Below are 14564 nucleotides of genomic sequence, written 5' to 3'. Positions count from 1 at the left end.
CCATGTTCAGCATTGAGAACAGCCGCCTGCGCCGATTCGTCGCCGGTGCCGCCGCCGTCATCGGCGCGTTCGCCGCCGTCGGCACCGCGAACGCCGCGACCCAGGACTCGGCCGACCGGGCCGCGAAGCCGACCATCGTCCTGGAGCACGGCGCGTTCGCCGACGGCTCCAGCTGGGACGGCGTCATCGCCAAGCTGCGCCGCGACGGTTACCCGGTGGTGGCCGCCGCCAACCCGCTGCGCGGCCCGGCCTCCGACGCCGCCGCGCTGCGCAGCCTCGTCGGCCACATCAAGGGCCCCGTCGTCCTGGCCGGCCACTCCTACGGCGGCTCGGTCATCAGTGAGGCCGCCGTCGGTGAGCCGCGGGTCAAGGCCCTCGTCTACGTCGCCGCGTTCCTGCCCGCACCGGGCGAGTCCGCGCTGCAGCTGACCAACCGGTTCCCCGGTTCGACCCTGTCCGGCACGCTGGACCCGGTGCCTTACTCGTTCGCCGACGGCAGCACCGGCACCGACCTGTACATCCAGCAGGACAAGTTCCGGGCCCAGTTCGCCGCCGACGTCCCGACCGACCGGGCCGCGCTTGCAGCCGTGACGCAGCGGCCCATCGCCCAGGCCGCACTGGAGGAGAAGGCCACTGCCGCCGCCTGGCAGACCGTCCCCAGCTGGGACATCGTCACCACCGGAGACCTCAACATCCCAGCCGCCGCACAACGGTTCATGGCCGAACGCGCTCACGCCCACACCACCGAGGTCGCCGCATCACACTCCGTCGCGATGTCCCACCCCGACCTGGTGGCCGACGTCATCAAGAAGGCGGCCCGCGCCACCCACTGACCGGCCCATCAGACTCAGACTCCAGTCCATGCACGGCGCCCTCTCCACGCCGGGAGGGCGCCCCCAGTCCCCCCGGCGCATCCTCTGCGCCTGCTGACGGCTGACTTCGAACAACAGGAAAGGACAGGTCGCCGATCCATCATGGATGTCTCATCAAGTCACCGCGCCATCGAGAACCTGATCGCCGCCTACGTCGTGCACGTCGACAGCGGAGACTTCGGCGCGGTCGGCGCGCTGCTGGCAGATGCCCTGTTCGTGGGCAGCGGGGCACCGGTCCGCGGCCGAGAGGCCGTCGAGGCGATGCTCCAGGACACACTCATCACCTACGATGACGGAACGCCGCGGACCAAGCACCTCACGACCAGCACCGTCATCGACATCGCGGCTGGTTCCACGCACGCGACCGCCCGGTCGTACTTCACCGTGCTGCAGGCGCTGCCCGATCTGCCTCTGCAACCGATCGCCGCAGGCCGGTACCAGGACCGGTTCGAATACCGCGGACAGCGGTGGCACTTCACCGAACGACGCGTGCACGTCGATCTCGTGGGAAACGTGACCCACCACTTGCGAACCTGACAGTCCCTCAGGCGACCCGACGCCGAGCACCACTTCACCGTCGTCGGCGACGATGGCGCAGCTGAGCGCGGCGCACGGCATGCTCGTGGAGATCGACGCCGAAGCGTTCGCCGAACGTACGCGCCTTGAACTCGCCGAATTCGGGGCAGCGATGTCGCCGGCTGCCCTGCACCGGACGGTCGAGCGGACGGAACGGGAGAGCCGGATCGCCAGGCGCACACGGGACGGCCGGTCGAACGCGGAGATCGGAGCCGAGCTCTTCCTCAGCGCCCCTCCCGTCGAGTGGCACCTGCGCAAGGTGTTCCCCGAACTCGCATCAGCTCACGGCAGGAGTTGCGCACCGTGCTGCCGTAGTCGTCCCACCGATCCGCCGGACAACGGCGATCACCGCTCGGACAGAGCACCGTCGATCTCGCGACGGGAGGAGATCCCCAGCTTGGCGAAGACCTTGCGCAGGTGCCACTCGACCGTGCGAGGGCTGAGGAACAACTGCGCGCCGATCTCCGCGTTAGCGTGCCCGGCGGCCGCGAGGCGGGCGATCTGCGCCTCCTGCGGGGTCAGGACCGGCGCGCCGACGGTCCGCTTGCGGACAGTCTCACCGGTGGCGCCCAGCTCTCGCCGAGCCCGCTCCGCGAACGCCTCCATACCCGTTTCCGCGGCCGCCTCGTACGCCGCCCGCAGCTCGGTACGGGCCTGCGCGCGCCGGTTCTGGCGGCGCAGCCACTCCCCGAACAGCAGCCGGGCCCGGACCTCGAACACGCCGAGCCCGCCCCGGCCGAAGTGGTCGACGGCCTCGCGATAGCGGTCTTCTGCCTGCTCGGATGCTCCGGTCAGAGCGTCGGCGATCGCTCGCGCACCCAGGGCCCAGGGCGTGCCGGCAAGAGCCCAGTCGGCCAGCCGCTCGCGCGCTCGGGCCGCCACCGCCGGGTGGCCGGCCCGGGTCGCGGCCTCGACCAGCTCGCTGCTCGCCCAGAAATGCACGTTGAGGTCCTGGTACTCCGTGCTTCGCAGTGCCGCCTCCATGGCGAGCGGATAGTTGCCCAGGCCGTTGTGGAGCACGGCCCGCACACACGCCGCCATGCCGGTGAGCCGTCCCAGGGCGGGCTGCTCACCGTCCCGCTCCATCGCCTCGATCAGTTCCAGGGCCGGCCGCTCCCGTCCCCGATACGCGCCGATCAGGGCCGTCATACGCGGAACCACACCGGTGGCCTTCTCAACGGCCGCGGCCTCGGCCAGCAGGTCCCCGGCTTCCGAGAAACGCCCCGCAAAGCCCAGCGCGGCCGCCCGGTAGGGCAGCACCATCGAGAGAATCGACAGCGTTCCCGTCGTCCGGGCGAAGCGGGCCGCCCGATCGGTGACGTCCAGCCAGGCCTGGAGATCGCCCAACTCCGCGGCGGCGTTCGCGGCCGCCCACAGGACGGACGGGTCCTCCTCGTCGGTGAGGGAGCGCAGCGCCCGCGCCAGCAGCGGGAAGGCAGCGACCGGCCCGTCCGTGGTCCACACGACCAGGGCACGAAGGAAGACTCCCGCCGGCTCGTCGCCGGGTGTCAGGTCGCGAGCGGCGTCGGCGACTCGCCGCAGTCCGCCTTCGTCGCGCCGGCCGGCCCGAATGGCCGCGCCGAACGCGTCGAGGTAGGTCTTCCGTGCGAGGGCCGGGTCGAGGTCCCTGAGCCGGCCCGCCGCATCGAGCAGCGGCTGCACCGCGCCCGGCCCCGAGTCGGTCATGGACGACACCTTGGCCCGCAGCCGGCTGGCGTTGGCCTGCTGCAGCCGGTCCAGCGGCCCCAGCTCGGCGGCGGCGAGCAGGTCGGGGACCCGAGCCGGCACGCCCGCGGCGAGGTGGGCGTCCGCGGCCGCCAGCGCACGCCGCGCCCGCCCCTTCGGGTCGGGAGTGAGCGCGGCGGCACGTTCCAGGAAGGAGGCGGCGGCCGCCCGGCCGCCGCGTGCCAGAGCCCGGTCGGCGGAGCGCTCCAGCGCGGCGGCGACCTCCTCGTCCGGCCCGACCGCGGCGTGAGCCTGGTGCCAGGCCCGCCGGTCGGGGTCGCGCCGGGCGTCAATGGCCTCGGCCAGGACGCGGTGAGCCGCGCGCAGCGTGGCGGCATCCGCGCCACGCCAGGCGGCCGAACGCACCAGCGGGTGCCGGAACCGCACCGAGGCTCCCAGGGTGATCAGGCCTGCGGCCTCAGCCACTGCGGCGGCCTCCAGCCCGATGCCCAGCAGACGCAGAGCATCCCACAACAGCGGCCCGTCACCGACCGGTTCAACCGCCGCGACCAGCAACAGGGCCCGGGCGTCGGCCGGCAACGCATCGACGCGCCGACGGAATCCGTCCTCGACCCGGGTCGCCACCGCCCCGGCGCCGGGCCCTCCGAACCCGAACGCCAACTCCACCGGTGACAGGCCCCGGGGCAACTCCAGCAGGGCGAGCGGATTCCCACCGGTCTCGGCGACGATCCGGTCCCGCACGCGAGCGTCGACCGGCCCCGGCAGCACGCTGTCGAGCAGCACCCGGGCGTCGACGTCGGCCAGCCCGCGCACGGGAAGTTCCGGCAGGCCGGAAAAGCCCTCATCCTCCTTCTTCCCGTCGGTGATCCGCTCGGCGAACACCAACGCCACCGACTCGGCGTCCAGCCGACGCCCGACGAACGCCAGGATCCGCCGGGACATCAGGTCCAGCCACTGCACGTCGTCGACCAGGCATACCAGCGGGGTCCGGGCCGCCGCCTCGGCGAAGAGACCGAGGACCGCCATCCCGACCAGCAGCATCTCGGGCGGGTTCCCCGCGCTCAGGCCGAACGCGACACGCAGCGCGTCCTGCTGCACCGACGGGAGTCGATCCAGCTGCGCCATAAGCGGAGCGCACAGCCGTTGCAAGGCCGAATACGCGAACTCCGACTCGGCTTCGACACCGACCGCGCGTACGACCTGCATCTGCGCCGCCTGCCCGGCCAGATGGTCGAGCAGCGCCGACTTGCCCACGCCGGCCTCACCGCGCAGAACCAGCACCCGACTGTGCCCTTCGCGCACCTCGCGCAGCAGGCGGTCCAGCGCCTCCAACTCCCGCTTCCGCCCGAGCAACTGGTGTTTCGCGTGTTGTGGCATGTCACCTCCGGGACGAGTTCCTCCCGGAGGAGCTTCACCCATCCTACGAACAGCAGAGGTTCCCTCTCCCCTGGCCACCGTCGCTGACTTAGCTCCGGATGACTGGTGCACGCTGGACGGATCGCAAGTGACAGTGATGACCGATGGGTCTCAGAACAGAGCGAGCGGGCTCGGCATGACTCGCACATGGTTGATCACCGGCGGGTCCCGGGGCTTCGGGGGCGCCCGACCGAAGCGGTTCTGGAGAGCGAAGACCAGGTCCTGGCGACGGCTCGGCGGCCGGAGCAACTGGACCGCCTCACGCCGGAGGTGTTCCTCGGCGGCCCGCAGAAGGCCTCCGAAGCCATCTACACCACCGTGACGTCGCCCGTGCCCCGGCACTGGGTCGCCCTGGGCAGCGACGCCCAGCTCCGGAGGGCGCTGCCGGCGACCGCGCGGGCGCTGTCGGACAGCGGGCTGCTGACGCTATGGCTGAACAGCCAGGTTTCAGTCAACGCCCAGGCCAGGCCTGGCCCCGCTCACAACCTCGACCCCGTCGGCCACCAGCAGCCTCCGCCCGGGACCGCCACCCGACGGTCCCTGGCAAGGCCACCCGCTCGGCGCCGACTTGCTCGCCGCGCGGTTCTCACCTTCCCCTCGTCGCCCCCGTACCTTCCCCGAAGACTTCGGCCGTCAGATGACCGATGCGGGAATCCGCCACAGGACGAAGGATCAGGGCCACAGCTGTCGCACGGCGAAACCGGTTGCAGCGAACGACAGTTCTCGATCGAAAGCCACCGAGGCACACCTGCCCGACCCGCGGCGACACGCGATCGCTGCTACAGTCGATGTGACCTGTAGTCGTGTGATCGAGGAGTGGCAGACGTGGCGGGTGACGACGACATCTCCGGGTGAGATCCGGATCTGACGGCCACCGGCCGGTGCGTCAGCAGCGCCGCCGAGGTGGCCCGTTTCGTCGTGCCCCTTTTCCCGCGCCTTCCCAGGGCAGAGGTCTACCCTCATGCCCTCACTCTTCTTCGAGGTCATCTCCGTGTCCGACGCTGCCGTCGTCTGCTCCAACGTCTCCTTCGCCTGGTCCGATGACACCCCGGTCTTCCACGACCTGTCCTTCACCATCCCCACCGGCCGTACCGGCCTGGTCGCCCCCAACGGCTCCGGAAAGAGCACCCTGCTCAAGCTGATCGCCGGTGAACTCAAGCCCGCCACCGGATCGGTGAAGGTCGTCGGAAGGCTCGGACACCTTCGCCAGAGCCTGCCCCTGAGCTCCGACCTCACCGTCGCCGAGGTGCTCGACATCGCCGGAATCATCCGCGCCATCGACGCCGTGGAGTCCGGGGACGTCGACGAGCGCCACTTCATCACCATCGGCGACGACTGGGACATCGAGGAGCGCACCCGCGCCCAGCTCGACCGTCTCGGCCTGACCGACCTCACCCTGGACCGCAGCCTCAGCACGCTCAGCGGCGGCCAGATCGTCTCCCTCGGCCTCGCCGCCCAACTGCTCAAGCGCCCCGACGTACTGCTGCTCGACGAACCGACCAACAACCTCGACGCCCAGGCCCGGCACAAGCTCTACGACGTGCTGGCGGACTTCAACGGCTGCCTCCTGCTGGTCAGCCACGACCGCGCGCTGCTGGACCGGATGCAGTCCATCGCCGAACTCGGCAATGGCGAACTGCGCTTCTACGGCGGAAACTTCACCGCCTACGAGGAGGCCGTCCGGGCCGAGCAGGAGGTCGCCGAGAAGAACGTCCGCAACGCCGAACAGGAGCTGAAGCGGGAGAAGCGGGAGATGCAACAGGCCCGCGAACGCGCCGAGCGCCGCCAGAGCAACGCCGCCCGCAACCTCAAGAACGCAGGGCTGCCCCGCATCTTCGCCGGCAACATGAAGCGCGGCGCCCAGGAGTCCGCGGGCCGAGCCGGGCAGATGCACGCCGCCCGGATCAGCGAGGCCAAGGCCCGGCTCGACGAAGCCGGTCGCGCCCTGCGCGAGGAGCAGCGCCTCTCCCTGGAGCTGCCCGACACCCAGGTGCCCGCCGGGCGCAACCTCTTCCTCGGCGAGGGCCTCCAGGTGCGCCACGCCGGCCGGCCGGTGTTCGCCGACGGCGGCGTGGACCTGAGCATCCGCGGCCCCGAGCGGATCGCCCTGAGCGGTCCCAACGGCGCCGGGAAGAGCACCCTGCTGCGCCTGGTCGCCGGCGAACTCAGCCCGGACGGCGGGGAGATCAAGCGCAACGACGGGCGGATCGCCTACCTCTCGCAGCGCCTGGACCTGCTGGACCTCGACCGCACCGTGGCGGAGAACTTCGCTGCGTTCGCCCCCGAACGGCCCGAGACGGAGCGGATGAACCTGCTTGCCCGCTTCCTGTTCCGCGGCGCCCGAGCCCACCTGCCGGTCGGGGTGCTCTCCGGCGGCGAGCGGCTGCGCGCCACCCTGGCCTGCGTGCTGTGCGCGGAGCCGGCCCCGCACCTGCTGCTGCTCGACGAGCCGACCAACAACCTCGACCTGGTCAGTGCGGGGCAGCTGGAGAGCGCCCTGAACTCCTACCAGGGCGCCCTCCTGGTCGTCAGTCACGACGAGCGCTTCCTCGCCGAGATCGAGGTGAACCGCTGGCTCCGGCTGGCCGACGGCACGCTGAAGGAGGCTGCGGCCCCCGCGGTGTGAGCCGCCGACGTGTGCCTCGATCGAGATCCTCAACGTCGACGGCGGCTACAAGGCCCAGTAGAGGCCCTACGGCGACCCGGACCCGTTCCCGCGAACAGCGGGGCTGGCCGAGCTGCACGGGTTCGGTCACCCCTGACCTGGCAGCCATCGCGGACCGAGCGTCATATGACTGATGTGCGACGGATGCACCGCACGTGACAGTGATGACCGATAGGTCTCACGACAGAGCACAGGGGGCTTGACATGACTCGCACGTGGTTGATCACCGGCGCGTCCCGGGGCTTCGGGCGGCACCTGACCGAAGCGGTCCTGGAGCGCGGAGAACAGGTCCTGGCGACGGCTCGGCGGCCGGAACAACTGGCGAACCTGGTCTCCCGCCACGGGGCGCGGGTCCGCACCACGGCCTTGGACGTGACCGACGCGGCTGCGGCCCGTGCCGCGGTGGACAGCGCGGTCACGGCCTTCGGGCGACTGGACGTGGTGGTGAACAACGCGGGATACGCCAACAGCGGCCCGATCGAGGAGATGACGGAGAAGGACTTCCGCGAGCAGTTCGAGGCGAACTTCTTCGGCGTCGTCAACGTCACCCGGGCCGCGCTGCCGGTGCTGCGCGAGCAGCGGTCGGGAGTGTTCGTGCAGTTCTCGTCCCTGGGCGGCCGGGTCGGCGGCACCCCGGGCATGGGTGCCTACCAGAGCGCGAAGTTCGCCGTCGAGGGCTTCTCCGAGGTACTGGCCGGTGAGGCAGGACCGTTCGGAGTGAAGGTGGTCATCGTCGAGCCCGGAGCCTTCCGGACGGACTGGCAGGGCTCGTCCATGGAGCTGCACCCGGTGGGGCCCGACTACGAGGAGACCGTCGGCGTCATGAACCGGTACCGGCGGGAGAACAACGGCACGCAGCCCGGCGACCCGGCCCGCGCCGCCCAAGTGATCATCGACGCCATCAGCCACGACGACCCGCCACGCCGGCTTCTGCTCGGCGCCCAGGCCGTGACCGCAGCCCTGGCCGCCGGTGAGGCGCGCGCAGAGGAGACGCGGAAATGGGCCGGGGCGAGCGCCGCCGCCGACTTCCCGGCGGGGCAGTGAGCCACCAATGCCCCAGCAGCCTCGACGCCGCCGGTACGGGCCCCGGCCGGCAGCCGGGCCTCCGAACAAACCCCCAGTGACGTCGTGGCCCGTCGCGGCGGCCGACAAGGAGCAGACGTGAACAGCAGCCAACTCTTCGAGGGTGTCGCACACCCCCGCCAGCACACCTCTCCCGCCCCCGGTCGCTCCGGCTCACCGCTGCGCGACTACGTCCTGCACAGCCTTCCCGCTGCCCTCGGCGACCTCGCCGCACGGTGCATGACGTACCATCAACTCGCTGACTCACAGGAGCAGATGCTCCGAAACGTCATTCCGCAGTGCCTCTCCGAGGACGACGAGCGGACCGCGCGCCTCCTCCAGCTCGATCTGCTCATCCTGCTCAGCGGTTACGCGCCCGCGGGGCCACAGGCCGCACCCTCCGCCCTGGCCGAGCTGATATCCGCCCAGTGCAGCAGGTTCCCCGCACTGGATCCCCATCTGAGCTATGAACTCCTGATCGACGTCAACTGCGAGGAGTACCAGCGCAGCGGGGACATCCGGGTGTTCTCCGCAGGCCGGGACGCCGCTCTCGAACGGGACTTCTACCTCGGCCACCACCTCTCCGAACCATGGGCCAAATCGGCCGCCTACGGCCTGCGCTCGCTGGTCCACCCGGCGGCCACAGCACGACCGGCCGCGGTCCTGGACGACGTCGTCGAGTCCCTTGCGGAGTTCACGCGGTACATGGCCAGGTACCGCAGGCTGTCACAGCAGGCGTTCAACCGGTTCCGCCCCTACCACATGGGCCATCCCGGCGGCCCGCGCGGCGCGAGCGGCGCGTTCATGCCCAGTGTCCACCTCCTCGAACTGGCCCTGCTGCCGCCGTCGAAGGGGTACGGCATCTTCCTGGACCAGTCGATGTCGTACTTCCCCTCGTGGTCCCGGCCCGTCATCGCGCGGTGGCGCGGCGACTCCATCCGCGGGGCGAACGTGACCCAGCGGCTGCGGGACGGACGGCTGGTGCTCGACCCTACGGGCCGCGACCGGTTGGTCAGGGTGATCGACAAGTTCGTGGACTTCCGGATGGCGCACCTGGGCGTCACCCGGCACGCGCTCCCCGAGGCGTTCCCGGAGCGGGCCGGGCTGACCCGTCGCGACATCCGCGAGCAGGGCGGCGAACGCGACATCCTGGACGGCCTGGACCCCGGCACGTCGGGGTTCAGCGTCCGGCACGTCCTCACCAATGCGGTGTACCGGCTCCTCGCGCTCCGCGCCGATCTCACCCACCCCGACTCCGCTCCGGCCAACCAGTAGGCAGGCAACCGATGTCAGCATTCCGTGTCGCGGTCGTCGACGCGTTCGGCACGTCCTTCGGGTTCACCGGCGCGTTCGGCGCGGTGGGCGGCGAGGTGATCCAGGTCCGGAGCACGCCCGCCCCTCCAGTTGGAGTCGATCCGGTGGACGACCGGGCCTTCGCTCATGTGCTGCTCCACGACGACGACTTGGACGCCCTGACCGCACAGCTCGCCGCCCTGGGGCCGGTCGCGGTCCTGGCCGGTCGAGAGACCGGGGTGGAGCTCGCCGACGCCCTCTCCGAGCGGCTGGGACTGGCCTCCAACGGCACGGCCCTGAGCAGCGCGCGGCGCGACAAGTACGTGCAGATCGAAACGGTCAAGGCTCAGGGGGTCCCCGGCATGCGGCAGCTGCGAACCGGTGACGAAGCCGAACTGCTGGCCTGGCACGAGAAAGCGGGTGGGACCGTGGTCGTCAAGCCCCTGCGGGGCTACTGGGGTGACGGCGTGTCGTTCTGCGATCTGCCGCAGGACTCGGTCGCCGCGCTGCGCAGGCTGCGCGGCCGCCGTACGGTGCTGGGCGAGCCGATCACCGAGGTCGTCGCCCAGGAGTACCTGGTGGGCGCCGAGTACATCGTGAACACGGTCAGTTGCGCGGGTGTGCACCAGCTGACCGACGCCTGGCGCACCGAGCGGATCGAGGCCAACGGGGTTCGGGACTTGGTGACCGCGCAGGTGCTGCTGCGCTCCGGCGAACAGCCGGTCGGCGAGCTCTTCGACTACGGCCGCCGGGTGCTGGACGCCCTCGGCATCCGGTACGGCGCGGCGCACCTGGAGATCAAGCTGACCCCGGACGGCCCGCGGCTGGTCGAGGCGGGCGCCCGCGTTTCGGGGCTGCCCTACTACACGGCCGACGTCCTGGGCGAGGGCCAGCTGGAGTGGACCGTCGACGCCTACGTCCGGCCCGAGCGGTTCCGCGCCCGGGCGGGCCGGCCCTACCAGCGGCGGCACGCGTTCGCCTGGGCGGCGCTGGTCGCTCCGGCTTCGGGACGGCTGCGCGGCTACCGCGCGCTGGACCGGCTCAAGCAGTTGGCGAGCTTCCGCTCCCTCACCGTGCTGGTGAGGCCCGGCGACGCGATCACCGCGACGACCTACGACCGCGAATACCCGGCCACCCTGACGCTCGGCCACCCGGGGGACGCCGTCCTGCAGCGCGACCTCAACACGGTGCGCTACCTGGACGGCCACGGGATGTACGAGATCACCCCGGCCGCCGATATGGCCTGTCGCCGGCCGCCTTCCTTGCCACCGGCCGGCACGCCGCGATGACCGCCTTCGTCGCAGCCGCGCGCGCCGAGCACCCGCTCGCGCTCGCCGTCCACGAGGGTCGCGCGAACCCCCACCTCAAAGCGCGGACGCGCGACGGCTGGTCCGTAGTCAGCCTCTGAACGGGCGTGCGGTCCGGCGTGGGACCTGTCCAAAGACAACAGCAGGGCCCGATATCGCTGCGTCTGATGGACCGCCAGATCGGAGCCGTTGTCCCCTTCCGAGGTGATGGTGATTGCGGCTGCCTCCACCGAAAATCGCCATGACCGCCGACCGGTTCCCCCTCCGCGCGCGCGAGGCGGGCGTGCAAGGTCGGACGGACAAGGAATCGCCGAAGGGGCCCGCAGTCGCCGGCGCCGCCGTCGGATGCGTCCGCGCTCGTCCTGTCCGTTCTGTTCCCGCGGCTCACCCCCGCCCGGCGGTCTCCTGCTCGCGCGCGGCCTCCTCCAGGGCCGCTATGAGACCCGATCCGCGAACTCATCATCTCCGAGCGGGCAGTGGACACCGATCGCCTGGCCTACCCGGGCGTTCCTCTCGGGGAAGTGTGAGCGAGGACCAGTACCCGCCGCCGCGCGACCTGAGATCGCACGCCGATGGCAACGCGACCCGGTCGGCCGATCGTCAGATGAACTGCCACAGGTGGTCGGAGCTGCCGTTGTCGTCCCACAGCACGATCTGGGCGCCCTGCGAGGTGGAGGCCCCGTCGACGCCGAGGACACGGCCGCCGGCGGACTCGATGCGGAAGGTGTCGCCGCCGCCGTGGCGCAGGCGCCAGCGGTGGTCCGCGGCACCGTTGTCGGTCCACTGGACGATCCGGGCGCCGTTGGCCGTGCCGCCGTTGTCCACGGCGAGCACCTTGCCGCTGTTGGAGTTCCTGAACCGCAGGTAGCCCCCGGAGTCGACCACCGCGGTCCACAGGTGGTCCGCGGTGCCGTTGTCGCCCCACTGGATCACCAGGCCGCCGTCGGCGGTCGACATGGTCTGCACGCCGAGCAGCAGCCCGCTGCCCACGTTCCGGATGCGCCGGGTGCCGGTCGGGACGAACCACCAGCGGCTGGTGGCCGAGCTGGTGTCCGCGACCTGAACGGCGAAGGCGCCCTGGGACGTGGAGGCACCGGCGATGCCGAGCAGCTTGCCGCTGTTGACGTTCTGCAGGCCGTGCGAGCCGCCGGCCGTCGCCACGACGGTCCACCGGTGGTCGGCGGTGCCGTTGTCCGACCACTGGAGCACCGAGGCGCCGTCGGCGGTCGACATGCTCGTCACGCCCAGCACCTTGCCGCTGTTGACGTTGCGCAGGCGCAGCGCGCTGCCGTCGGCCACCAGGCTCCAGTCGTGGTCGGTGGTGCCGGTGTCGCCCCACTGGAGGGCGAGCCCGCCGTCCGCGGTGGACATGTTCTGCACGCCGAGGACCAGCCCGCTGCCCTCGTTGAGCAGACGGAATCCGGTGGCGCTCTTGGTGTTCCAGTAGACGGAGTAGTTGAAGCCCTGCGCGTCGTGGAACGGTCCGAGGTTCACGGTCGAGCCGTTGGCGGTCGCGGTGAAAGCGAGGCCCGTGGTGCCGCTGCGGGTGATCGACTTCGGGTCGATGACCGGAAGCGCGGACAGCGCGGTGCTGCCGAAGTCGCCGGCCAGCACGACCGGGCCGTAGGTGACCGCGGCGACGTCCGGGTTGTCGTTGGCGGCCCGGAGGGTGACCTGCATCGGCAGCTTGACGGTCACCGTGTCGCCGGAGGCCCAGGCACGCGTCAGGGTGGCGTAACTGCCGGGCGTGGTGGCGATGTTCTGCACCGTGCCGTTGACACTCACGGTGGCGCCGGACGTCCAGCCCGGGATGCGGATGCGCATCGACCAGGTGTCGCCGGTGCTGCCGGTCACCTTGAGCGTGGTGGTGTCCTCCGCGGGGTACGTGGTGGTCTGGGTGATCGTGAGGCCGCGCTCGGCCCAGGTGAGGACGGTGGGCACGAAGAGGTTCACGATCAGCGTGGTGCCGTCGTGGAAGTAGACGGAGTCCGCCAGCTTGGTGTTGGACTCCATGCCGGTGCCCTGGCAGCACCAGAAGGAGTCGTAGTCGGTGCTCCAGGTTCCTCCGCCCCAGGCCGGTCCCACGCCCCGGCGGCCGCCGGCCTTCAGCGGGGTGAAGTAGGTGACGTGCCCGTGCGGGTCGGCCGGGTTCTGCGCGCCGACGACGTGGTTGAGCTGGGCTCGCTCGTAGAAGTCGAAGTACGCGGCATTGGTGGGATCCAACTGCCATAGTTCGCGGGTGAGTTTGAGCATGTTGTACGAGTTGCAGAGCTCGCAGTTGTCGTTGGTCAGCTGGGAGGCGATCGCGTTGGGGGCGCGGAAGTGCTCGGCCTGACTGTTGCCGCCGATGGCGTAGCTGTGTGCGGTGGTGCAGAAGGTCCAGGCGTTCGTGGCGATGTCGTGGTAGCGCGTCGTCCCGGTGGCCCGGTACTCGCGGACGGCACCGATCCACTTCGGCACCTGGGTATTGGCGTGCAGGCCGTTCAGCTGGTCCTGGCCGGCCGCCAGCGGGTCGAACACGGCCGCGTGGTCGAAGCGTTGGGCGACCGTCAGCCAGCGGCTGTCCCCGGTCTCCAGGCTGAGGTCGGCGAGGACCGCGTTCATGCCGCCGAACTCGGTGCCCATGAGCGCCTGCATCTGGCTCCGGGTGAGCCGGCCGGTGCGCTGGTCGACCCAGCCGGCCATGGCCAGCAGGACGTCCCGGGCCTGGGTGTTGCCCAGCAGGCGCCACACGTCGAGCAGGCCGGCCATGGTCTTGTGGACACAGTAGTAGGGGACACCGGCCGTGAGCGAGCCGGACTCCAGCTTGGCGAAGTCGCCCTCGGGGAAGCCCGACAGGTAGCCGGCGGAGAACCCGGCCGCGGCGTTGTTGGCTTGGCACTTGGCCAGCTCCGCCACCATGTAGGCGGCCTTGTCACGGCAGACGGTGTCCCCCGTTCCCGCGTACGCCTGCGCCCACGCGCTGAGGAAGTGCCCTTGCACGTGGGTGCGGAAGGGGAACGACGGCGCGTCCCAACCTCCGGGCGCGGTCGCGGCGTTGGTGGACAGGCCGTGGTTCGCGCGGAAGTTGTACAGCAACCGGTCGACGTCCACGAAACGCAGGTACGCCAGGGTCCGGTCCTGGTTGTCGTGGAACCGGCCGGCGGTCAGCAGGACCTGGCCGAGGCCGAACGGCCGGGTCGACGAGCCGACGACCTCCGCAGCCTCCGCCGCCGTCGGGGCGAGGCCGAGGCCGATGGCGGGCGCGAGGGCCAGCACACCGGTCGCCTTGAGCAGGCTGCGGCGGTTCAGGGCAGGTGACGACATCGCGGGATCTGTTCCTTCCGGGTGGGGGGAGGGGATCAGCGCCGGCATTGTTAGCGCTAACAATTGCGATTTCGGGCAGCCGCCGACCTACAGGGGTGAGGATGGCGCATGATGACGATGGTGCCGAAGGGTCGCCGGGCTCGGAGTGCGGCAGGTCCGACTTCCGGCAAGTGTCACGTTTATAACCCCCGGCTCTCGGTCTCGTCCAGGGGTTCGACGGCGCGACACAGCGAGTCCGTCCCCGGCTTTGACGGCATCTCGACGGCTGGTGAGCGTTGACGACCGGTCTCGGAAGACCTCCACGACGGCGAGCGCCGCGCGCGTCCGCACGGCTTCAGCACCAACCTTGAATGTTCGGGTGTTGAGTCCGTCAGCCACGTT

The 14564-nt window shown here is 70.9% G+C and carries 8 protein-coding genes and 1 pseudogene; 7 read left to right on the top strand and 2 right to left on the bottom strand.

Annotated elements, in window-relative coordinates:
- Window positions 1-2 precede the first annotated feature (2 nt).
- The 3 genes and pseudogenes from ACIRVF_RS28765 to ACIRVF_RS28755 form a co-directional block, all read left to right on the top strand.
- Window positions 3-833, top strand: coding sequence for an alpha/beta fold hydrolase (locus tag ACIRVF_RS28765; protein WP_402823871.1), 831 nt, complete (start codon window positions 3-5; stop codon window positions 831-833).
- Between the two features lie 141 nt (window positions 834-974).
- Window positions 975-1409 carry a nuclear transport factor 2 family protein gene (locus tag ACIRVF_RS28760; protein WP_402823868.1) on the top strand — a complete coding sequence of 145 codons (435 nt, stop codon included), beginning with the start codon at window positions 975-977 and terminating at the stop codon, window positions 1407-1409.
- A 52-nt stretch (window positions 1410-1461) separates the two neighbouring features.
- A pseudogene (locus ACIRVF_RS28755) lies at window positions 1462-1701 on the top strand (LuxR C-terminal-related transcriptional regulator); the annotation flags it as partial.
- A 92-nt stretch (window positions 1702-1793) separates the two neighbouring features.
- On the opposite strand, the gene ACIRVF_RS28750 reads toward ACIRVF_RS28755, so the two are convergent.
- Window positions 1794-4511: an AAA family ATPase gene (locus tag ACIRVF_RS28750; protein WP_402823865.1), complete on the bottom strand. Its 2718-nt coding sequence runs from the start codon at window positions 4509-4511 to the stop codon at window positions 1794-1796.
- A 1030-nt stretch (window positions 4512-5541) separates the two neighbouring features.
- Between ACIRVF_RS28750 and abc-f the strand changes: the two genes are divergently transcribed.
- From abc-f to ACIRVF_RS28730, 4 genes are all read left to right on the top strand, one after another.
- Complete coding sequence (gene abc-f, locus ACIRVF_RS28745; protein WP_402823958.1) at window positions 5542-7176, top strand: ribosomal protection-like ABC-F family protein; 1635 nt, start codon at window positions 5542-5544, stop codon at window positions 7174-7176.
- Window positions 7177-7419: 243 nt separating this feature from the next.
- Entirely contained in the window at window positions 7420-8259 is an 840-nt protein-coding gene (locus ACIRVF_RS28740) for an oxidoreductase (protein ID WP_402823862.1), read from the top strand.
- Between the two features lie 117 nt (window positions 8260-8376).
- Entirely contained in the window at window positions 8377-9552 is a 1176-nt protein-coding gene (locus tag ACIRVF_RS28735; RefSeq protein ID WP_402823859.1) for a hypothetical protein, read from the top strand.
- An 11-nt stretch (window positions 9553-9563) separates the two neighbouring features.
- Window positions 9564-10859: an ATP-grasp domain-containing protein gene (locus ACIRVF_RS28730; protein WP_402823856.1), complete on the top strand. Its 1296-nt coding sequence runs from the start codon at window positions 9564-9566 to the stop codon at window positions 10857-10859.
- Between the two features lie 618 nt (window positions 10860-11477).
- Here ACIRVF_RS28730 and ACIRVF_RS28725 read toward each other — a convergent pair.
- Complete coding sequence (locus ACIRVF_RS28725; protein WP_402823853.1) at window positions 11478-14183, bottom strand: beta-L-arabinofuranosidase domain-containing protein; 2706 nt, start codon at window positions 14181-14183, stop codon at window positions 11478-11480.
- Window positions 14184-14564: the final 381 nt, after the last annotated feature.

It is taken from the genome of Kitasatospora sp. NPDC101157, from assembly GCF_044768255.1.
Classification (GTDB): Bacteria; Actinomycetota; Actinomycetes; order Streptomycetales; family Streptomycetaceae; genus Kitasatospora.
This window is presented reverse-complemented; position numbering and strand designations above follow the sequence as displayed.